Here is a 20,227-nt window from a genome sequence, read left to right as displayed (position 1 = left end):
CTTATGAATCTAGTTCTTTTACAATTTTATTTGGCATCATTTTGAATGCTGCATTTTGAAAATTTAAATTCCAAATTTCACATCCTTTTTCTATTTTTAGGGCTTCATCATAATTTTGCTTTGATAAATTTAGATCTTCTGAAGAAGCGAATGTCCAACTCCAAATCCCGCTTGGATATATAGGCACAAAGGAATACATAGTTTCAGAAACTTTAAATAAATTTTTTAGACTTTTCAAAATATTTATGTGAATATTTTTGAAGGATTCAGGTGATTCGCTTTGTGTTGCTAATATCCCCTTTGGTGTAAGTATTCTTTTACATTCTTCATAAAAAAAATCTGAAAATAATAAATTTGAAAATTCTGAGGGATCTGAACAATCTATAAATATAACGTCGTAAAAATTATCTCTTGTTTTTTTTACCCATTTAACACCATCATCAAGATGTATTTCTAATCTTTTGTCATTCCATGCTTCGCCTCCAATTTCTTTTAGAAATTTTTTAGATATTTTGATTACTTCCTCATCAATTTCTACTAGATCAATTTTTGATATTTGAGAATATTTAGCGCATTCTCTTACAGTACCACCGTCACCGCCGCCAATAATTAGTACATTAGATTTTTCGTCAATGCTACTTAATGCAGGATGAACAAGACACTCATGATAATATTTCTCGTCTTTTAATGATGTCATCCAGCAACCATCTAACATTAAAGCTTTACCATAATATTCATTTTCAATAACAATAATTTCTTGATATTTTGAGGTTTTTTTAATTAGAATTTTCCCATTTAGGCCGAATCTTGAGCCTTTATGATATTCATCTATCCATGTTGTAATATTTGTCATTTGCTTTTAGGAATTTTTCCCGCCAGTTTTTGCTTGGCTATTTGCCAAAGCCGTTGAAAGTCTTTGGGAGTTTGTTTTTTAATATTATCTCCTGCATGCTCTTCGACGATTGAAAATCTGTCTAAAAATTTTATATTAGTTTTTTGAAGAGCTAACTCAGGATTTATTTTTAAAAAGTTTGAGAGATTCAGAAGGGTAAAGTAAATATCCCCAAATTCATTTTTTATATCTGAATCATTTTTGCATTTAATTGCCTCTTTTAATTCATTTATCTCTTCTTCTAACTTTTTAAAAATCTCATCAGTACTTTCCCACTTGAAACCATTTTCTTTAACAACATTTGTGATTTTATCTGTACCAATCGTTGGAGGTAAATTTTTAATTTTCAAATTTAAATTTTTACTAATTGAAGATTCCATATGAGGTTCTTCTTTTTCTAAATTTTTTATATTTCCCCAAATCTGTTGTGATTTTTTTAATGATACTTTTTCTTTTTTGTTAAAAATATATGGATGTCTATTAATAATTTTCTTATTTAGATTTTTTATAACATCATTTAGTGTAAATTCTTTTTCTTCGTAACCGATTTCAGCATGAAGCATTACTTGTAATAAAAGATCTCCTAACTCTTCACATATGTTATCTGCATTTTTTTCATATATCGCATCTATAAATTCATTACTTTCTTCATACAAAAATGGGATCAACGATATATGAGACTGTATTTTCTGCCATGGGCAGCCCCAAGTTTTATCTTTTAATGCTTTGATATTAGATATTAAGATTTTAAAACTATTTATAGTCTCTAAATCGGAATTCTTTCCCAATTTATATCTTTTTTTTGAGGACATAGGATATATTTTATTAATTAAATTTTGCCTCAATCATGAAATATTTAAATACTTAGTATAAATTTTTCAACTTCATCTATTAGAATGATTTATTATGAGGGCGATTAGCTCAGCGGTAGAGCGCCTGCCTTACAAGCAGGATGTCCCTGGTTCGAACCCTGGATCGCCCATTTATTATTTTTCTAATGACTGAGATCGTCAATCTTTCAATCAGTCAAAGCGCTGCTTCAGAACTATCTAGGCAAGCTTCTTTTGGAGGTTCTCCAGGAGAAATGTCGATTGATTTGGTAGAGGATAAAAATTGTTCAGAAGGATGGATGCATATTAAATTAAGGCCAGGTACATGTAATGGATCCCCTATTTCAAGAACTGAAGGAGTAACTTTATACGCGGATGTAAAAAAGTTTAATTTACTGAAAGATTTAAAATTAGATTATTACGGTGATTTGAGCGGAGGTGGATTTCTTATTTCAACACCAAAAAATGCAAAACGTTGTTCCTGTGGTTCTGGCTTCAAACTTTTGTAGAATGGATTTGTCTTTTTTTGCAAACTAATATTATTTTCATTAATTGGCTGCTATCAAGATAAAATAAACAAAAAGTTTATTGAAATAAAATTTGAACATGACGGAGATGAATGATCAATTATCTTTACAGAATTATTCACCTTTTGAAGTAGAGAAAAAGTGGCAAGAAAAATGGGAAAGTTTAAAGGCGTTTAGTCCTAACCCTGAGGATGATGGGGAGCCTTTTTGTGTTATTATTCCGCCACCAAATGTAACTGGATCTTTGCATATGGGGCATGCATTTAATACGGCTTTGATAGATGTTGTAGTACGTTTTCAAAGACTTTTAGGTAAGAATGTTTTGTGTTTACCAGGAACTGATCATGCTTCAATAGCTGTTCAAACTATTCTCGAAAAAAAATTAAAAAGTGAAGGCAAAACAAGCGAGGATATTGGAAGAGATGAATTTCTTAAAAGAGCATGGAACTGGAAAGAACAAAGTGGTGGAAGAATAGTTTCTCAATTAAAAAGGATAGGATATTCAGTTGACTGGACTAGAGAAAGATTTACTCTTGATCAAAAATTAAATGAAGCAGTTATTGAAGCTTTTAATATTCTCTATAAAAAGAATTTAATTTATAGAGGCGAATATTTGGTTAATTGGTGCCCTGAATCTCAATCTGCCGTAAGTGATCTTGAAGTTGAAATGCAAGAAGTAAATGGCCATTTATGGCATTTTAAATACCCTTTAATTTCTGAAAGTGGTGAACAGTTAGATAAGTACTTAGAAGTTGCAACAACAAGACCAGAAACTCTTTTGGGTGATACTGCTGTGGCAGTTAATCCTAATGATGATAGATATAAAGAATTTATTGGTGTCAAAGTAAAAGTCCCTTTCGTTGATAGAGAAATACCTATTATCGCTGATTCAAATGTTGATAAAGATTTTGGTACTGGTTGTGTAAAGGTTACTCCAGCCCATGATCCAAATGATTTTGCAATAGGAAAAAGGCATAATTTAAAACAGATTAATGTAATGAACAAAGATGGAACTTTGAATATTAATGCAGGTGTTTTTCAAAATTTAGATAGATATGAGGCTAGAAAGAAAATTATCAAAGAATTGGATAACTTAGGCCTTTTGACAAAGATAGAGGATTATAAACATACTGTTCCTTTTTCTGATAGAGGTAAGGTGCCAATTGAACCTTTATTGTCAACACAATGGTTTTTGAAAATGGATGATATATCACAAGGATGTCTTAATGAAATTGATTCTAAAAAACCATCGTTTATTCCTTCACGCTGGGAGAAAGTTTATAAGGATTGGTTAGAGAATATTAATGATTGGTGTATCAGTCGCCAATTGTGGTGGGGGCACCAAATACCAGCATGGTACGTTTTAGATAACTCTCAAGACTCAATAGAACAAAATACTCCATATATCGTTGCTAGAAATGAAGAAGATGCCTTAATAGAAGCTAATAAAAAATATGGATTAAATATTAAATTGGTTCGTGATAAAGATGTTTTGGATACATGGTTTTCAAGTGGTTTATGGCCTTTCTCAACCCTTGGTTGGCCAAATACAAATGATCCGGATTTTAAAAAATGGTATCCAAATAATGTTCTTGTTACTGGTTTCGATATTATTTTCTTCTGGGTGGCCAGAATGACAATGATGGGGAATACTTTTACGAATAATATTCCTTTTAAGGAAGTTTATATCCATGGTCTAGTTCGAGATGAAAACAATAAAAAAATGAGTAAAAGTTCAGGTAATGGTATTGATCCAATATTATTAATTGATAAATATGGTTCTGATGCTCTACGATTTGCTTTAATTCGAGAAGTTGCAGGCGCTGGACAAGATATCCGGCTTGATTTTGATAGAAAAAAAGATACATCTTCAACTGTTGAAGCTTCAAGAAATTTTGCGAATAAATTATGGAATGCAACTAAATTTGTGTTAATTAATAAAACTTCTAACAATAATTATTCGCTTAAAGAGAGTGATGAAAATTCTTTAGAGTTATGTGATAAGTGGATTTTATCGAAATTGAATCAGGTAAATATAAAAGTCGCTGCTTTGTTGAAAGAATATAAATTGGGAGAATCTGCGAAACTTCTATATGAATTTGCATGGAATGATTTTTGTGACTGGTATGTAGAATTTGCTAAACAAAGGTTTAATAATAAAGAGACTAAAAATAGACAAATATCTGAAAAAGTTTTAATAAAAGTGCTCAATGATATTTTGGTAATGATTCATCCTTTTATGCCGCACATTACTGAGGAACTTTGGCATGTATTGCAAATAAAACCAGATAATGCATTATTATCTCTTCAACAATGGCCAATTCACGAAAATAAATTTGTTGATAATAAGCTTGATAATTCCTTTCAGCAACTCTTTGAAATTATTAGGTTGATTAGAAATTTGAGAGCTGAATTAGGTCTCAAGCCATCAGAAAAAGTTCCTGTTTACTTGATTTCAGACAATGATGAATTGATTGATTTTTTAAAAACTTTAGTTGACGATATTCAAACCTTAACTAAATCTTCTGAAGTATTTATTTTTAAAACTAATGCTGTTGATAAAACAGAGTTTGCTAAATCTTTTTCTGGGATAATTAGTGATTTAGAAGTTTACTTACCTTTTCAGGATTTTGTAAATATAGATGCATTAAAGGAAAGGTTAATCAAGGATTTTAAAAAGGTGACTATTGAATTAGATAATTTGAATAAGAGATTATCTAATAAAAATTTCGTTGATAAAGCTCCAAAAGATATTGTTGATGAATGTAGATTTAAATTTAATGAGGGTTCGGTAAAAATGGAGAGAATTACCAAAAAACTCGAACTTTTGAATTGAAAATGAATATATTCCTAGAAAATATTTATAATTTATCTTTTTTTTTTAATACTGGAATTGGCGTTTTTTCGTTTGTTTGCATTTATATTTTAATTGTTTTATTAATACTTCCAGCTTCTTGGTTATCTCTATTATCAGGTTTTTTATATGGCTCATATTTAGGATCAATTATCGTTTTCATTTCGGCTTCCATAGGAGCATCAGTTGCATTTTTTGTATCAAAAAGTTTTTTTGCTAAAAAGTTAAAAAACCTTTTTAGCCGTTATCCAAAATTAAGTGTTATGGAGAAAGTAGTAGAAAAAGGCGGACTTAAATTGATTTTTTTAGCGAGATTATCACCGATATTTCCTTTCAGTATTCTTAATTATTTTTATGGTTTGAATAATGTTAAATTCAGAGATTTCGTTCTTGGTCTTCTCGGAATAATTCCAGGAACTTTTCTTTATTGCTCAATAGGTAGTTTGGCAAAAAATCTTCAGGAATTAAAAAATGTGCAATCACCAAATAATTTATTTATGACTTTCATAGGAGTTGTTTCAACTTTTTTAGTTGTTTATTTCTTAGCTAAATACTCAAGAGAATATTTTGATAAAACTGAAGAATTTAAACTTTAATATTCCAATCTCTAATAGATGCAATTAAGACAAACCAAATAAGCCTAAATTTACCTAATAAAGTTTTGTTGGATTCTAATTTGATATATTTTGCCTGTCCACAGGGTGTTTTGATGTAGTTGAACACAGCTTTTTTATTCATTAGTTTTGCAAAAAGTCTTGATAATTATTTATATATTTTATAGCCAAGATTTTAAGTTTTTTTAATTTACAACCAAATTTTCCATTGACTAATTTGTTTTATACACTTTTTAAAAAAATTTAAATTTTTTCATCAGCTTTAAATCCTCTAAAGCATTTGAACCTAGGAAACCTAAGACTAAAAGCTACTGCATCTTTGGATTTAGTTTTAGCATCAGCTCTGATTTCTACAAGTTGGCCAACGAGGTGATTGCGCTTTGACCAATATTCTTCACGTTGGATATCACTAAATCCGCTCCCGCAACTAAGACTGTATTCAAAACCATCGTCTTCCCCTTCTACCAGGATTGCCCCAAGTCTACCTTTATTGCGACCTGTGCCTTCCTCAACCGATATAACTTTTAGAGTGACTTCAATGAAAGGTTTTGCTTTTAACCAACTATGTGTTCTTTTACATTCGTACATAGCATCAGGATCTTTAATCATTACTCCTTCATATCCACCTTCCACGGCTGATTTATTCAGCTCTACAAATCTTTTCTGTCCCTCGATGGTATCAAGATCTACATTTTCCCATTCAAGTGTTTGAATGTGTTTTAGAAGCATAGAATGTTTTGCTACCCATTCTTTTACTAATAAACTTCTTTTTGATTGACTAGTGTTCCATTTCCCTTTTTGGAAGTTTTCAAGGGGACATAAGTCAAACAGGTGGAGAACTGCATCTTTGTTTTGTTTGCCATCTTTTCTGTGTACCTGTTTCATTAAATCCTGAAAGTTAGCGCTCATTACTTCACCATCTAGGACTAAGTCATAAGGTGCAGGATTTTCTTTTAAGACGTTTTCTATTTCTGAGATAATATGGCCAAAATTATGGAATTGCTTCCCATTGCGAGAAAACATTTCTACTTTATTTTGTCTAATAATAGTTAAGACGCGCACACCATCTAATTTGATTTCAATTTGCTTTTTCCCTATCATTTTTTTTTCATGATTTGCACTGTCATGAGCTAAAGGACAAGAAAAAATAGGAATCGCATATTTGGGAAATTTCTTTGCTATCTTGTTGATTGTTTTTTCAGATACACCACATCTAAGATCTTTAATTAAAACTCGTCTATAAAATCCATTCCACTCTTCTTTTTTTGCAGATTCCATAGCTGCAAGAATTGCATCGCGAGCAGCGTGACCAGTAAGTTCTCTTTGAATAAGCTTATTGGCTAATTCTTTAAAATCTTTCCATAAAAATTTTTGACTTTTTTTATTATCTTTCTCAGGAACCATTTTTACACCAAAAGTTACTAATGGATCAAGTGCCATACGAATTCCTTCAAAAAAATCATCTAGACCTTCTTTCATTGCTTCTGAAATGATTTTTTCTTTATCTAATCTGCTTGGGTGTAATTCTAGTTGATGTATTATTTCTTCTTTAAACAATTCTTTTTGCCTCCCAAGAAATTATTAATTCACTTTAGCTATTCTGTCTATTTTCCAGTCATTGTCAGTTTTTGCGAAAGTAAAGTCTAATGGGAGCTCATCTTGTTTGTCTTCTGATTTTAAATTCAAAGTTATTATGATTTGATCTTCTTGGACTCTAGGTCTTCCTGATTTTAAATTCCTGTATTTATTGAGGTTTAAACTAGCTAAAAATTTAAGAAAGTCTTGTCGCTTAACATGAGTTTTATAAGTTTTTGTAGTCAAACCATAAGCTGCATCAATTCTGCCAGCAGCTATTTGATCAAAAAACTTTCTTACTAATGGATTAATTCCTCTGGCACTTATAACTAATTTGACTGCATTAAAAGTCCAAAAAGAAACTAGTACTGCGCCACCAACTAATAATGCTTTTATTCCAATATCTTTAACTAGTGTTGCATCCATGTTCATTTATCTTTTTTTATACTTTAAGAAATTAAATCGTTTTTGATGGCTTTTTTTGTCAAAATAATATAATTTTAGTTCATAATGCCTTTAATTCCTCTTTTACCTTTATTTCATAGATTTAATAGCCAATATTTTGAAAATTCTTTAGCTGTTAATAATCAACCTTTAGTAAAAGTTAGATGGAGTGACAATAGATTAAAAACTACTGCTGGTTTTTATAAAAGAAAACGAATTAATGGTCTTGTAGATTCTGAAATTATCTTATCGAAACCTATTTTGAGTAAATTATCTACTATCGAAATAAATAGTACGTTATGTCATGAAATGATTCATGCATGGGTAGATATGATATTAAAAAAAAATGAGATACATGGTCCAAATTTCTTAGAAAAGATGAATGAAATTAATGAGAAAGAGAAGAATTTTCAAATTTCAGTAAGGCACTCATTTCCTATTGAAAGGAGAGAATTAAAATATATAGGAACTTGTCAAAATTGTGGTGAGAAATTTTTCTATAGGAAAAAAATAAAGAATATTGCCTGTAAAAAATGTTGTGTAAATTTTTTTAATGGATCATGGAATAAAAACTGTTTAATTTTGTTTGATTAAAAATATAAGATGTGTTTTTGTTTCTATATTTGGAATTATTTATTTTTTTAATGTAATTTATATTTTAAAAAGCATAATCATTTATGGATTCAAGGAGAATTAGAAATCTTAAAAATAATTTTGATAGAAATATTGTTGATAAACAAGTTGATAAAATTTTTGAAACTGGAAGACAATTCGTTGATGGAGTATCTGGGGCTAGGCCAGGTAAAAGAAGAAACTCAGATTTTCAAGGTATAACAAGTAAGAGTGTTAAAAAAGTAGGAAGATGGGTATCTGAAAAAGTGGATTTATTCTTCGATGAGGATAATGATGATTGGTATGATGATAATTTTTGCGATGAAAACAGCGATATTAAGACATTTACTAGAGAATCAAATTCTTATGAATTTGCTAAACCGTACTCAAAAAGACCTTTAGAAGCAATATCTTTAAGGCATCCAAAAAATTTAAAGACAACTGAGCAAAAAAAATTACCTTATGTGAAAGAGAGTAAAGATGATGATTGGCCAGATGAAATGGATTTCAAAGTTGAAAGATGGCAAAGAGCTTCAGCAAAAGATATTAATACATCAAGAGATCAATCAAACCAACAAGGTCAATCAAAATCAAGAAATCTTCCCAGATCAAGAAGAAGAAGAGTATAGATTTGTAAATTCTTTAATTCCTGAATAACCTAATAAACTTTCTAAATGGGGATTGAAGACTTCTCGAATAATTGTTAAGGGCTTTTTGTCTCGAAAAAATCTATAATTTCTTGACCAGAATGGCCCTTTAAAACAAAATTGATCTTCCAGCCAATTTGAATTAACAAGTGCAATTCGATCAACTTCTCTAAACAACTCTGATCTGTCTTGTGTCAAGTTCTTCCATATTGGTTCCTCTTTGGCTTTTAAATTTTCATTCACTTGTTCTGCATTCCACCAACTTTCAGCCCATGCTAGGTTTTTATTATTGTTTTTAATCCATACTTGTCTTCTAATTAAGGGGCCATTTAGCTGATTTAATTCTGTAGGACCTTCTTCAATGAATAGGGGATCTACTTGCATTGAAATTAATTTAATTTTCGTCTCTTTATTAGTTAAAAGCTGTAGATGTCTAGTTGGACTTCCATCCCCAAGCAGCATTAATTTCCATGGACCAGATATTTTTGGTAATGAATTTTTCACTAAAAAAGTAGAGGCTTTTTCTTCCCATAAAATTTTTGGTGAGTTAAAAAGTTTATTATTCAGTGCTCTGACGTATTGCTTTTAAGATGATAACTTTTTTTCGACAAAAATATTTGCCTTTTCTTTCTTTATTTCTCTTATTTTTAGCCAAACAAGTAATGCAGTTAAATCAGCTTTGCTTACTCCAGGAATTTTTGAAGCATCACCAAAATTTTTTGGCTTTATCTTATTCAAATTTTCTCTCGCTTCTAAAGATAATGTATCTATCTTTTCATAATTTATTTCTTGAGGAAGAGATTTACAGCTTTGACGATTTATTTGTTCAATGTTGTTTTTTTGTCTTTTAAGGTAACCCTCGTATTTAATATCTATTTCAACACCTTCCTGTATTGAAGAATCTAGATTTTTTTTAATCAAATTATATTTAATTAGATCTGAATAATGAAAGTTTGGCCTTTTTAAGAGTTCTTTCAAACTTGTCGAGCCTTTGATTTTGGATCCCTTTTCTAATTCTATTTTTTTTGATATTTCATCGGTATTTTTCAAACGGGTTTTATTTAATCTGAATTTCTCTTCCTCGAGGAGTTTCATTTTTTCTTGATAGGACGCCCATCTTTTCTCATCAATTAGTCCTATTTGATAACCTAATGGGGTTAATCTCCTATCTGCATTATCTCCTCTAAGAGTTAACCTATATTCACTCCTACTAGTGAGAACTCTATATGGTTCTTTAAGATCTTTAGTAATTAAATCATTGATCATTGTTCCTATATAGCTGCTTTCTCTAGTAAAGATTATTGGATCTTTTTTGTTTAGTTTTCTTGTTGCATTAACTCCTGCAACTAATCCTTGTGCTGCTGCTTCTTCATAACCAGTTGTCCCATTAATTTGTCCAGCGCTAAATAAATATTCAATTTCTTTCGTTTCGAGTGATGTTTGGAGCTGTGTTGCAGGAATATAGTCATACTCGACAGCATATGCTGGCCTCAACATTTTACATTCACTTAATCCAGGTAAGGTTCTTAAAAGTTCCAATTGTATATTTTCTGGTAAACCTGTAGAAAATCCTTGCACATATATTTCAGGGGTATTAATTCCTTCTGGTTCTAAGAAAATTTGATGTGATTCTTTATCAGCAAATTTAACTATTTTATCTTCTATAGATGGACAATATCTTGGCCCTTTACTATCAATAAAACCGCCGTAAATGGGAGTTAAATCTAAATTGTCTCGAATGAGTTGATGTGTTTTAGAAGTTGTTCTTGTGATATGACAACTAACTTGGGGCATATTATTTTTGATATCTGGATCAAATGAAAAATATTTATCAGCTGCAGTACTGGGTTGAATATCTAATTCATCAAAAATGATACTTTTTTTGTCAACTCTTGCTGGAGTTCCTGTTTTTAAACGTTCTGTTTTGATACCAATTTCGTGTAAGTTTTGCGTAAGACCTTGTGCTGCTTGTTCGCCCGATCTACCAGCTGACATTGATTTATTTCCTATCCATATTTTGCCTTCTAAAAAAGTACCAGCTGTGATGATAACTGATTTCGCTGAATGATAACTACCAAAGAATGTTTTCACACCCTTTATTCTTTTTTTTACGATTTTTTTTGACTTCAATCCAATTTCTTCAGTTTTTGCAATATCTAGTTCAGTAATCATTGCTTCTTTCAAAGATAAATTATCTGTATTTTGTAGTATTTCAATCATTCTTTTTGAGTATTCTCTTTTATCTGTTTGAGCTCTTAACGCCCATACCGCTGGGCCTCTACTTGCATTTAATATCCTTTTTTGTATAGCTGTCTCATCAGCTAACTTACCAATAATTCCACCTAATGCATCAACTTCATGAACCAACTGACTTTTTGCTGGCCCGCCAACTGCTGGATTACACGGTTGCCAGGCAATCCTATCTAAATTGATTGTAAATAAGGCTGTAGAAAATCCTAATTTTGCCGTTGTAATAGCTGCCTCGCATCCTGCATGTCCTCCTCCAATAACTATGATGTCAAAAGATTCATTTGTTGCTTGATGATCTTGCATTTTAGGATCGATTTAATTAGCTAAATTCTTAAATCTCGTAAATTGAGGTTCAAATAATAATTTAACAGTTCCTACGGGCCCATTTCTATGTTTAGTGACAATGATCTCTGTAATTCCTCTATCTTCAGTCTCTGGATTATAGTATTCATCTCTATAAATCATTAATACTAAATCTGCGTCTTGTTCAATAGATCCTGATTCTCTTAGATCGCTTAACATTGGTCTTTTATTGGTTCTAGACTCTACTCCTCTACTAAGCTGAGATAAAGCTACTACTGGTACTTTTAATTCTCTAGCCATGCTTTTAAGACCTCTTGTTATTCGTGAAAGTTCTTGCACTCTATTATCAGGGGTTGATCCTTCCATTAACTGGAGGTAATCAATCACAATTAATCCTAATTCTTTTTTTTGTTCAGCTATTAATCTTCTGCAAAGAGATCTCATCTCTAAAACACTTAAGTTAGGTTTGTCATCTATAAATATTGGTAATTGACCTAGTGAATTGATACCTTCTCCAAGTAAAGGCCATTCATCTTGCTGTAATCTTCCTGTTCTTAGCCTGCCACTCTCGATTCCAACTTCCATAGAGAGTAATCTATATGTCAACTGTTCTTTACTCATTTCAAGGCTAAATACGCACACAGGTAAATCTTGAGATTGTGCAACATTCTTAGCCAGGTTAAGAACTATTGAAGTTTTCCCCATTGAAGGTCTTCCAGCAACAATTATTAAATCACTTCTTTGAAAACCTTGAGTCATCGCATCAAGGTCGTAAAAATTTACAGGAATTCCAGCTACAGAAGTTCCTAATGATCTCGACTCTATTTCATTGAAAGTACTTGTAAGGATTTCAGCTGCTTGAGTCAGACCTTTTGAAGGTTTTTCTTGACTGATTTCGAATATTTTCTGCTCAGCTTTATCTAACACTTCATTAGTATCTTGAGTCTGATCAAAACCTAATTGAACCACCTCATTCCCAGATCTTATGAGTTGCCTTCTCATGAATTTATCGTTAATTAAATTAGCAACTTGTTCTATAGACGCTGTAGAGGATACATTTTCCACTAGTTCTACTAATTTGTTATTACCTCCAATTTTTTCTAGTGATTTATTGTCTGCTAACCACGCACTCATAGACGTTAAATCAGTGGGTTTGCCTTGTGAATGCAACATTAATGCTGTTTTATAAATCTCTTGATGAGCATTTATATAAAAAGCTTCAGGCTTAATTAAATCTGCAATTCTGCCGAAAGCATCTGGGTCAAGGAGAATGCCTCCCAGAACAGCTTCCTCCGCTTGAATATTTTGAGGAGGTACTAACCCAGCATTTTCGCTATTGAAATCTTTTTTAAAGTTTTTATTTTGCCCATTATTTGGAAAAGGTACTGAAACCATATCTTTAATTGCTTAGATATATACTCTGGCTACTTTTCAAAATAATGCAACAAATTGATTAACTTGTTACTTCAATATTTACTTCTGCATTAACTTCTTGATGTAATTTTATTTTTACCGTAAAGGAACCCAAATTATGGATATCAGGAACTGTGATATTTCTTCTGTCGATCTCTTTTTTTGTTGCTGCTTGTATTGCTTCAGCAACATCCCCATTTGTTACAGTTCCAAATAGTACTCCATCTTCTCCAACCTGTTTTTTAATAGTAAATCTTCCTATTGTTGTTAAGGCTGTTTGGAAATCTAAAGCTTCTTGTTTTAATTTGTCGGCAGCAATTTTTTCTTTTTCTTTTTTTCTTTCAATTTGTTTAAGAACAGCAGGTGTTACAGTCATTGCCTTGCCATAAGGTAAGAGAAAATTTCTTGCATATCCTGGTGCGACTTCAACTAGGTCGCCTTCTTTACCGAGCGAGACGATTGATTCAACTAATGCGACTTGTACTCTTTTAGCCATGAAAATATTTAACGATATATTTAATAATAAGACCTAGAGGGTAATTTTACTTTTTTTGCAAGTCTTAATTTAGCAAGAATCTTAATATGCTCCCAAGTTAAGTCAATTTGTCCTTTAAATAATCCTTGCCTTGCTGAATTAGGAAATGCGTGATGATTATTATGCCATCCTTCACCAAATGTTAAAGCTGCAACCCAAGCATTGTTTTTTGATTCATCACCGCTTTCGAAAGGAGCTTCTCCCCAGCAATGAGTAGCTGAGTTTACTAACCAAGTAATGTGGTAAACGACTACAAGCCTTAAAGGTATTCCCCATAAGACCATAGCCCATCCCCCAACTCCTAATTTTTGACCTATTGCATATAATGTGAGTCCAATAGGGATTTGTAAAAATAAGAAATATTTATTTAGGAATCTGTAGTATGGATCTTTAATTAAATCTGCACTTAATTTGGGTACTGCTTTAAGAGCTTCTACATCTTTAAACATCCATCCCATATGGCTCCACCAAAATCCTCTCTTACTGTTGTGATGATCCACCTCTGTATCTGAGAATGAATGATGATGCCTGTGTAAACCAACCCAATCTATTGGACCATGCTGGCAACTGATAGCACCACAAGTAGCAAAGAATCTTTCCAACCATCTTGGAACGACAAAAGATCTATGGGAAAGTAAACGATGGTAACCTAGTGTGACTCCTAGACAGGCAGTTAACCAGTAAAAGAAAAATAAAGCTGTAACTGCTGGCAAGCTCCAAAACTGGGGTTGTAATGCCACTAAAGATAATACATGTATAGCAATCATAAAAACGATGGTTCCCCATGTTTTGTGTAATCTAGGAGGGTATTTCTTAGAGTGACTAGATGGAGCTAGGAATTTATAATGAAGCTCTGCAACTTTTTCTGCGGGTACAGGTCTTTTTAATTTAGCTGTTTCTTGGAAGATAACTGAATTCATGATATTGAAATACTATTTTCAAAATTACCGATATGTAATATTATCATACTATACTATTGATAAGTTTTATTATCTGTGAGTTTCGGATATCGCGATAAATTATCAAATGGTCGAAGGGCTATGGCTCATTTGATACATCTCTGGCATGAGAGGAATGGTTGGTCACATAAAGTGCTGCCAATGCTTTCTGAAATTCTTGACTTAGGTAAAGTTCATAATTCGCAAATTTCTAATCTTAGGAATGGAAAGTTATCTTCGCCAGGCCCTGAAGTTTTTCTTGCTTTAGCTCAAGTTAATACGATTCTTGATCAAGGTATAGAAATAATCAGGGATCGTTTAGAAGATAATTACCCAGATTTATGGAAATCTTTGCAAGAGTCTGCATTACCCTTGAAAAATGATTCAGGTAATCCATTGTCGGCAGGAGAGTTATTTGAGATTTTTTCAGGATTAAAATCTCTGCCTTCATCTTTTGACTGGTATATAGAAGATGAAGAAGCTTCTGCTTTAAGTGATGCCTTATCAGCGCATTTTTGCCAGAATATGGCTTGGAGATCATGTAAAATTAAAGTAATGGAAGCCTATGATGTCAATAAATCTACTCGTAGAGAACGCTTTGCTGAGGTAATAGCAGGAATTAGAGACTATACCGCAGAAGAATTAGATGGAGAACTACTTGATTTATATGAGGCTTCAAAAAAACTCTCTTATTTTCAAGGTAGAGGCCCTAATGCTTTCCTCGCAGAATTAAGAAATTTAGCTTCTAAGAAAAAAGATGACTTTTCATAAATAATGATAAAAAACAATAACTTTAAACTGGCTGAAAATGCTGTGCTCTCTATAGAAGAGGGTTTAATAAAAGTTTTTCAAGAGAGGTCTATACATGTTTACGAGAAATTGGATAATATTTTGACAATTTTTAATGAAGAAAAAGTTTCTACTAGTCATTTCAATCAATCTTCTGGTAGTGGTCATAATGATATATCTAGAGAAAAAATTGATGCGGTATTTGCAAGATTGTTTCTCGCTGAGAAGGCAGCTGTGAGAATGCAATTTGTAAGTGGAACGCATGCAATATGTTCTGTCTTATTTGGAATTCTTAGACCTGGAGATGTGATGTTATCTCTTACAGGTCAACCATATGACACATTAGAAGAAGTGATAGGAATAAGGCGAGGAGGTAAAGGCTCACTTAAAGATTTTGGGATTGAATATAAGCAAATAAATGTCTGCGAGAATTTCGATTCTTTTGAAGAAAAAATTCTTCATTCTTTTAATGAAAATTCATGCAAATTAGTATTCATACAAAAAAGTTGTGGATATAGTTGGAGGAAATCTCTTGCGAATCATCAGATAGAGAAAATTTGTAGTCTGATTCATTCCCTTGATCCTAACTGCATATGCTTTGTTGATAACTGTTATGGGGAGCTTGTTGAAGACAGTGAACCAATTTCTAAAGGTGCAAATATAATTGCTGGATCATTGATTAAAAATTTGGGAGGAACAATTGTTCCTACTGGTGGGTACATTGCAGGAGATGCTGAGTTGGTTGAGATGGCATGTTCTAGATTAACTTCACCAGGTATTGGTTCATCAGCAGGAATAAATTTTGGACTAGGAAGATTAATTTTGCAGGGTTTGTTTTTAGCACCACAAATTGTACACGAATCACTAAAAGGTGCTGATATGGTTGCCGCAGTTTTTAAAAATTTGGGATTTAAGGTTTTGCCAGAGCCAGCAACTTATAGATCTGATCTTATTCAGGCAGTGAGATTGAATAATCCTGATTTGGTACAAAAAGTTTGTCAATCTTTTCAAAATTCTTCACCAATAGATTCTTTTTTAAATGTTGTTCCATCACCAATGTATGGATATGATTCAAAATTATTAATGGCAGGAGGTACATTTATTGAAGGTAGTACAAGTGAATTTTCCGCTGATGCTCCTCTTAGAGATCCTTACAATATTTTTGTTCAAGGTGGTTCTCACATAGCTCATATCAAAATTGCATTAATTCAATTATTATCTGAATTATTAGAAGAAAAATTAATTTCAAAGGATTCTCTACTTTCTTTATCAATTTAATCATGTCTTACCAGTTTCCAGACAACCTCAACTATGCTGATACCCATGAATATGTCTTAGAAGAAAACGGATTGTTAAAAATTGGAGTTAGTGAATTTGCTATAGATCAATTAGGAGATATTGTTTTTGTTGAGTTGGCTGATCAAGGAGCTACTTTAGAGAAAGGTGAGACTTTTGGAACAATAGAATCTGTTAAGGCCGTTGAGGAAGTCTATCTGCCTTTCTCAGGGAAAATAGTTTCTGTGAATGAAAGTGTTGTTGATAATCCTGAGCTTTTACAGAATGATCCTACTGGAGAAGGTTGGTTAGTCATTTTGAAACCAGAATCACAAGTATCAATTGCTGATTTGATGACTTCTGAGGAATATCAATCAAAGGTTGTACCAAAATAAGGCAAACTTTTTAAAAAGAGCTATTTTAAAGAAAAATATTTTAATATGACATCCAAATTTGGGTCCGATTTGTTTATAGATAGGCATCTTGGGTTAGGAGATAATGATCAAAGAATTATGCTGAACAAGCTTGGTTTTAATAATATTGATCAATTTATAAATCAAGTTATTCCTGAAGATATTCAGCTTAAAGGTCAATCTTCAGAAATATTGCCCCAAGGTTGTTCAGAAATTGAGGCTTTAAATGAATTAGACGAGATTGCAAAGAAAAATACCAAAATGAGATCACTAATAGGCCTTGGGTATTATGACAATCACATGCCTAAATTAATCCAAAGACATGTTCTCGAAAATCCTAGGTGGTACACATCTTATACTCCATACCAAGCAGAAATTGCGCAAGGAAGGTTAGAAGCTCTATTTAATTTTCAGACTATTGTTTGTGAACTAACAGGATTCCCTGTTTCCAATGCATCTTTGTTAGATGAGGGTACTGCAGCAGCAGAAGCTATGGCCATGAGTTTTTCCGCAAGAAAAAATAAATCTTCAAAAGTGTACTTAGTGGAATCAAATGTTTTTGATCATACTTTTAATGTTCTACAAACCAGAGCAAAACCTTTGGGAATATCCTTAAAACGCTTTACTCAAAGTAATCTTCCTAATCATGATGATGTTTTTGGCATTTTGTTGCAATTACCCGGCAAAAATGGGGAATTATTTGATCCCACATTCTTAATATCCCAAGCACATAGATCAGAAATTATTGTAACGGCATGTATTGATCCACTGGCACAAGTTTTAATTAAACCAATTTCTGAATTTGGTGTTGATGTTGCAGTTGGTAGTATGCAAAGATTTGGTGTGCCAATGGGTTTTGGTGGCCCTCATGCTGCATATTTTGCATGTAGCGAAAAATATAAAAGGCTGATACCTGGAAGAATTGTTGGGCAAACTCTCTCTAAAAATGGAGAAAAGTCTTTAAGACTAGCATTGCAAACAAGAGAGCAACATATTAGAAGGGAGAAGGCCACTAGTAATATTTGTACTGCTCAATCTTTGTTAGCCATAATTTCTTCTTTTTATGCTATTTATCATGGACCCTCTGGATTAACGCAAATTGCTAAGAGATTAGTGGAGTTGAGAATCAATTTAGAATCTTGTTTGGTTGCTTTAGGTTTTGATATTCCTGATGGGATTAGATTTGATAGTGTTGACGTTTATTCTGAGCACTCCCAAAAGATCCATAATGAAGCTTTAAAAAATGGGTATAACTTAAGAATTTTGCCGTTGGGAGCAACTATTGAAGATTCAACTGGCTTTGGGATCTCTTTAGATGAGCTAAGTAATGAAAAAGAAATCAAAGATATTGTGACTTTCATAGCAAACCTTATAGAAAAAAAAGAAGATTTAGAGCATATAAAATTTGACAAAAAATTTCATCTTGAAAGTTTAGCTTTGAGATCCAGTGAATGGATGCAGCAAGATATATTCACAAATTACCAAAGTGAAACTGAATTAATGAGATATATATTCCGACTTGCTGAAAAAGATTTTTCTTTGGTAGATGGAATGATGCCATTAGGAAGCTGCACCATGAAGTTAAATTCTGCAGCAGAGTTAAATCCAGTCTCTTGGGCTAATTTATCTTCCATTCATCCTTTTTCTCCACCAGATCAAACTAAAGGCTATTCAAAAATAATATCTGACCTAGAAAAATGGATAAGTGATATTGTTGGTTTAAAATCAGTTTCTTTTCAACCAAATGCAGGCTCACAAGGAGAATTTGCAGGTTTATTGGCAATAAATTCTTATTTTGAATCAAAAGGAGAAATTTTAAGAAAAAAATGTTTAATTCCCAAAAGTGCTCATGGAACAAATCCTGCTAGTGCCGTTATGGCAGGTTTTGATGTTTTAACTGTTGAATGTGATGACGAAGGAAATATTGATTTTCAAGATTTGTCCATCAAGGTCAAGAAATTTGATAACCAAATAGGAGCCCTTATGTTGACCTACCCCTCTACTCATGGAGTTTTTGAATTACAAATCAGAAAGATATGTGACTTAATTCACTCTGTTGGAGGATTTGTCTATTTAGATGGAGCAAATCTGAACGCTCAGGTTGGATTATGCAAACCTGGGAACTATGGGGTTGATGTTTGTCATTTGAATTTACATAAAACATTCTGCATTCCTCATGGAGGTGGTGGTCCAGGAGTAGGTCCAGTTGCCGCATCAGAAACTTTAAGCCCATTTCTTCCTACTCATTCTTTAATGGATAATAATTTATCTATTAGTTCTAATTACGTATCTTCTGCCAAGCATGGGAGTGCGAGTATTCTTCCAATAAGTTGGATGTACATAAAAATGGCTGGTCTTAGTGGTTTAAGGAAAGCAACTGCGCACGCAATTTTATCTGCAAATTATATTGCGCATTCTTTAAAGCATAAATTCAAGATTCTTTATAAAGGAAAAAATAATTTTGTCGCACATGAATGTATTTTAGATTTTAGAGATTTAAAATCTAAAACTGGTTTGAGTGTAAATGATTTAGCTAAAAGATTAATAGATTATAGTTTTCATGCCCCAACTATAAGTTGGCCTGTTCCAGAGACCATAATGATAGAGCCTACTGAAAGTGAAAGTTTGGCAGAATTAGATAGATTTTGTGAGGCTATGCTATTGATAGGAGAAGAAATAAGTGAAATAGAAAATAATAATGAATTAAAGAATAATAATGTAATAAGCAATTCTCCCCATACGCTGAAAGAGTTAATTGCTGATAATTGGCATTATCCTTATTCAAAAGAAAAAGCTTCTTTTCCTTATAAAACTCCAACTACTATTAAGTTTTGGTCTTCAGTTTCTAGGATTAATAATGCCTATGGCGATCGTAATTTAATTTGTTCTTGCAATGTAAATCAAGAAGAGACTTTAGAAGAAAAAAAATGTGCTTAAAGGACTAGCGTTCTTGTATTTACTTAGTTACTATCAATGTGAATAAAAATTTAATATTTTCTTATAGAATTTTTTTAAATTTTTTTATTAAAATATTCGAGCATCAAATTTTTTGGGGTATTTGAAGCTATGACCAAAGATTCTAAATCTGGTAATGTTAAGCATCTGCCAGTTAAAAATGTCGACTTACCAAATTTTGTCAATAATTCTTCAGGAGATAACTCTCATATTTGTTCTATTGAGGGAACTAATGTTATAAGAGTACCTTTTGGTAAAAGATTCTCAAAGAAAAAAAGACCTGAAAAGAATCAAAATATCGCTACTCTAATACTTCCTTTAAGTTCGTTTAGTAATCCTACGCCTCCACATGTAGCATAAT

The 20,227-nt window shown here is 32.1% G+C and carries 20 protein-coding genes and 1 tRNA gene; 11 read left to right on the top strand and 10 right to left on the bottom strand.

Annotated elements, in window-relative coordinates; genetic code table 11:
- Window position 1: 1 nt before the first annotated feature.
- Together speE and mazG are read right to left on the bottom strand one after the other, a co-directional pair.
- Window positions 2-853 carry a polyamine aminopropyltransferase gene (gene speE, locus EU92_RS08165; RefSeq protein WP_032513199.1) on the bottom strand — a complete coding sequence of 284 codons (852 nt, stop codon included), beginning with the start codon at window positions 851-853 and terminating at the stop codon, window positions 2-4.
- Window positions 850-1,704, bottom strand: coding sequence for a nucleoside triphosphate pyrophosphohydrolase (gene mazG, locus EU92_RS08170; RefSeq protein ID WP_032523502.1), 855 nt, complete (start codon window positions 1,702-1,704; stop codon window positions 850-852). The genes speE and mazG overlap by 4 nt, the downstream gene beginning before the upstream one ends.
- 98 nt (window positions 1,705-1,802) lie before the next feature.
- On the opposite strand from mazG, the gene EU92_RS08175 reads away from it, so the two are divergent.
- The 4 genes from EU92_RS08175 to EU92_RS08190 all read left to right on the top strand — a co-directional run bounded on the left by EU92_RS08175 (window position 1,803) and on the right by EU92_RS08190 (window position 5,699).
- Window positions 1,803-1,874: transfer RNA gene (locus EU92_RS08175), tRNA-Val, on the top strand.
- Complete coding sequence (locus tag EU92_RS09425; RefSeq protein WP_072013173.1) at window positions 1,845-2,231, top strand: AIR synthase; 387 nt, start codon at window positions 1,845-1,847, stop codon at window positions 2,229-2,231. Before EU92_RS08175 ends, EU92_RS09425 begins: the two co-directional genes overlap by 30 nt.
- A gap of 97 nt (window positions 2,232-2,328) precedes the next feature.
- Window positions 2,329-5,085 (top strand): valine--tRNA ligase, encoded by a 2,757-nt coding sequence (locus EU92_RS08185; protein WP_032523499.1) that lies wholly within the window; start codon window positions 2,329-2,331, stop codon window positions 5,083-5,085.
- A gap of 2 nt (window positions 5,086-5,087) precedes the next feature.
- Complete coding sequence (locus EU92_RS08190) at window positions 5,088-5,699, top strand: TVP38/TMEM64 family protein (RefSeq protein WP_032513196.1); 612 nt, start codon at window positions 5,088-5,090, stop codon at window positions 5,697-5,699.
- On the opposite strand, the gene EU92_RS10120 is transcribed toward EU92_RS08190, so the two are convergent.
- The 3 genes from EU92_RS10120 to EU92_RS08200 all read right to left on the bottom strand — a co-directional run bounded on the left by EU92_RS10120 (window position 5,689) and on the right by EU92_RS08200 (window position 7,718).
- A complete protein-coding gene (locus EU92_RS10120) occupies window positions 5,689-5,841 on the bottom strand; it encodes a hypothetical protein (protein WP_206537403.1) in 153 nt (50 codons plus the stop codon). The two genes, EU92_RS08190 and EU92_RS10120, sit on opposite strands and share 11 nt — an antisense overlap.
- A gap of 119 nt (window positions 5,842-5,960) precedes the next feature.
- Window positions 5,961-7,274 carry an RNA ligase family protein gene (locus EU92_RS08195; RefSeq protein ID WP_032523498.1) on the bottom strand — a complete coding sequence of 438 codons (1,314 nt, stop codon included), beginning with the start codon at window positions 7,272-7,274 and terminating at the stop codon, window positions 5,961-5,963.
- Window positions 7,275-7,298: 24 nt separating this feature from the next.
- The gene (locus EU92_RS08200; protein ID WP_011819289.1) at window positions 7,299-7,718 is read right to left on the bottom strand and encodes a hypothetical protein; all 420 of its coding nucleotides are present in this window, start codon (window positions 7,716-7,718) and stop codon (window positions 7,299-7,301) included.
- A gap of 84 nt (window positions 7,719-7,802) precedes the next feature.
- Here EU92_RS08200 and EU92_RS08205 point away from each other — a divergent pair, with 84 nt between their 5' ends.
- On the top strand, window positions 7,803-8,330 hold the full coding sequence (locus EU92_RS08205) for a SprT family zinc-dependent metalloprotease (protein WP_032513550.1): 528 nt from the start codon (window positions 7,803-7,805) through the stop codon (window positions 8,328-8,330).
- An 83-nt stretch (window positions 8,331-8,413) separates the two neighbouring features.
- The gene (locus EU92_RS10165) at window positions 8,414-8,977 is read left to right on the top strand and encodes a hypothetical protein (protein WP_032513549.1); all 564 of its coding nucleotides are present in this window, start codon (window positions 8,414-8,416) and stop codon (window positions 8,975-8,977) included.
- On the opposite strand, the gene EU92_RS08215 is transcribed toward EU92_RS10165, so the two are convergent.
- The 5 genes from EU92_RS08215 to EU92_RS08235 are packed head-to-tail and all read right to left on the bottom strand — an operon-like array spanning window position 8,957 to window position 14,416.
- Complete coding sequence (locus EU92_RS08215; protein ID WP_193741737.1) at window positions 8,957-9,532, bottom strand: chorismate lyase; 576 nt, start codon at window positions 9,530-9,532, stop codon at window positions 8,957-8,959. The two genes, EU92_RS10165 and EU92_RS08215, sit on opposite strands and share 21 nt — an antisense overlap.
- A 48-nt stretch (window positions 9,533-9,580) precedes the next feature.
- Window positions 9,581-11,548, bottom strand: a complete 1,968-nt coding sequence (mnmG, locus tag EU92_RS08220; protein ID WP_032513548.1) for a tRNA uridine-5-carboxymethylaminomethyl(34) synthesis enzyme MnmG — start codon at window positions 11,546-11,548, stop codon at window positions 9,581-9,583.
- 12 nt (window positions 11,549-11,560) lie between these two features.
- Entirely contained in the window at window positions 11,561-12,943 is a 1,383-nt protein-coding gene (gene dnaB, locus EU92_RS08225) for a replicative DNA helicase (protein WP_032513547.1), read from the bottom strand.
- Window positions 12,944-13,001: 58 nt separating this feature from the next.
- On the bottom strand, window positions 13,002-13,457 hold the full coding sequence (rplI, locus tag EU92_RS08230; protein WP_032513546.1) for a 50S ribosomal protein L9: 456 nt from the start codon (window positions 13,455-13,457) through the stop codon (window positions 13,002-13,004).
- A 20-nt stretch (window positions 13,458-13,477) separates the two neighbouring features.
- Window positions 13,478-14,416 (bottom strand): acyl-CoA desaturase, encoded by a 939-nt coding sequence (locus EU92_RS08235; RefSeq protein WP_002805294.1) that lies wholly within the window; start codon window positions 14,414-14,416, stop codon window positions 13,478-13,480.
- Between the two features lie 75 nt (window positions 14,417-14,491).
- Between EU92_RS08235 and EU92_RS08240 the strand changes: the two genes are divergently transcribed.
- From EU92_RS08240 to EU92_RS08260, 5 genes are all read left to right on the top strand, one after another.
- Window positions 14,492-15,205, top strand: coding sequence for a hypothetical protein (locus EU92_RS08240; RefSeq protein WP_032513545.1), 714 nt, complete (start codon window positions 14,492-14,494; stop codon window positions 15,203-15,205).
- A 3-nt stretch (window positions 15,206-15,208) separates the two neighbouring features.
- On the top strand, window positions 15,209-16,501 hold the full coding sequence (locus EU92_RS08245) for a methionine gamma-lyase family protein (RefSeq protein WP_032513544.1): 1,293 nt from the start codon (window positions 15,209-15,211) through the stop codon (window positions 16,499-16,501).
- Window positions 16,502-16,503: 2 nt separating this feature from the next.
- A complete protein-coding gene (gene gcvH, locus EU92_RS08250) occupies window positions 16,504-16,893 on the top strand; it encodes a glycine cleavage system protein GcvH (RefSeq protein WP_032513543.1) in 390 nt (129 codons plus the stop codon).
- Between the two features lie 45 nt (window positions 16,894-16,938).
- A complete protein-coding gene (gene gcvP, locus EU92_RS08255; protein ID WP_032513542.1) occupies window positions 16,939-19,848 on the top strand; it encodes an aminomethyl-transferring glycine dehydrogenase in 2,910 nt (969 codons plus the stop codon).
- Window positions 19,849-19,977: 129 nt separating this feature from the next.
- A complete protein-coding gene (locus tag EU92_RS08260; RefSeq protein WP_032513540.1) occupies window positions 19,978-20,226 on the top strand; it encodes a hypothetical protein in 249 nt (82 codons plus the stop codon).
- Window position 20,227 lies beyond the last annotated feature (1 nt).

Origin of the sequence: Prochlorococcus marinus str. MIT 9107 (assembly GCF_000759855.1) — a bacterium.
GTDB classification, from domain to species: Bacteria; Cyanobacteriota; Cyanobacteriia; order PCC-6307; family Cyanobiaceae; genus Prochlorococcus_A; species Prochlorococcus_A marinus_N.
This window is presented reverse-complemented; position numbering and strand designations above follow the sequence as displayed.

What these genes read in the sequence shown, in the direction of transcription:
- EU92_RS08200 (WP_011819289.1), bottom strand. Translation starts at nt 7,718, where the DNA reads ATGGATGCAACACTAGTTAAAGATATTGGAATAAAAGCATTATTAGTT.
- EU92_RS10120 (WP_206537403.1), bottom strand. Translation starts at nt 5,841, where the DNA reads ATGAATAAAAAAGCTGTGTTCAACTACATCAAAACACCCTGTGGACAG.
- EU92_RS08190 (WP_032513196.1), top strand. Translation starts at nt 5,088, where the DNA reads ATGAATATATTCCTAGAAAATATTTATAATTTATCTTTTTTTTTTAAT.
- dnaB (WP_032513547.1), bottom strand. Translation starts at nt 12,943, where the DNA reads ATGGTTTCAGTACCTTTTCCAAATAATGGGCAAAATAAAAACTTTAAA.
- EU92_RS08185 (WP_032523499.1), top strand. Translation starts at nt 2,329, where the DNA reads ATGACGGAGATGAATGATCAATTATCTTTACAGAATTATTCACCTTTT.
- EU92_RS08205 (WP_032513550.1), top strand. Translation starts at nt 7,803, where the DNA reads ATGCCTTTAATTCCTCTTTTACCTTTATTTCATAGATTTAATAGCCAA.
- mnmG (WP_032513548.1), bottom strand. Translation starts at nt 11,548, where the DNA reads ATGCAAGATCATCAAGCAACAAATGAATCTTTTGACATCATAGTTATT.
- EU92_RS10165 (WP_032513549.1), top strand. Translation starts at nt 8,414, where the DNA reads ATGGATTCAAGGAGAATTAGAAATCTTAAAAATAATTTTGATAGAAAT.
- EU92_RS08245 (WP_032513544.1), top strand. Translation starts at nt 15,209, where the DNA reads ATGATAAAAAACAATAACTTTAAACTGGCTGAAAATGCTGTGCTCTCT.
- mazG (WP_032523502.1), bottom strand. Translation starts at nt 1,704, where the DNA reads ATGTCCTCAAAAAAAAGATATAAATTGGGAAAGAATTCCGATTTAGAG.
- EU92_RS09425 (WP_072013173.1), top strand. Translation starts at nt 1,845, where the DNA reads ATGTCCCTGGTTCGAACCCTGGATCGCCCATTTATTATTTTTCTAATG.
- rplI (WP_032513546.1), bottom strand. Translation starts at nt 13,457, where the DNA reads ATGGCTAAAAGAGTACAAGTCGCATTAGTTGAATCAATCGTCTCGCTC.
- gcvH (WP_032513543.1), top strand. Translation starts at nt 16,504, where the DNA reads ATGTCTTACCAGTTTCCAGACAACCTCAACTATGCTGATACCCATGAA.
- speE (WP_032513199.1), bottom strand. Translation starts at nt 853, where the DNA reads ATGACAAATATTACAACATGGATAGATGAATATCATAAAGGCTCAAGA.
- EU92_RS08235 (WP_002805294.1), bottom strand. Translation starts at nt 14,416, where the DNA reads ATGAATTCAGTTATCTTCCAAGAAACAGCTAAATTAAAAAGACCTGTA.
- EU92_RS08260 (WP_032513540.1), top strand. Translation starts at nt 19,978, where the DNA reads ATGACCAAAGATTCTAAATCTGGTAATGTTAAGCATCTGCCAGTTAAA.
- gcvP (WP_032513542.1), top strand. Translation starts at nt 16,939, where the DNA reads ATGACATCCAAATTTGGGTCCGATTTGTTTATAGATAGGCATCTTGGG.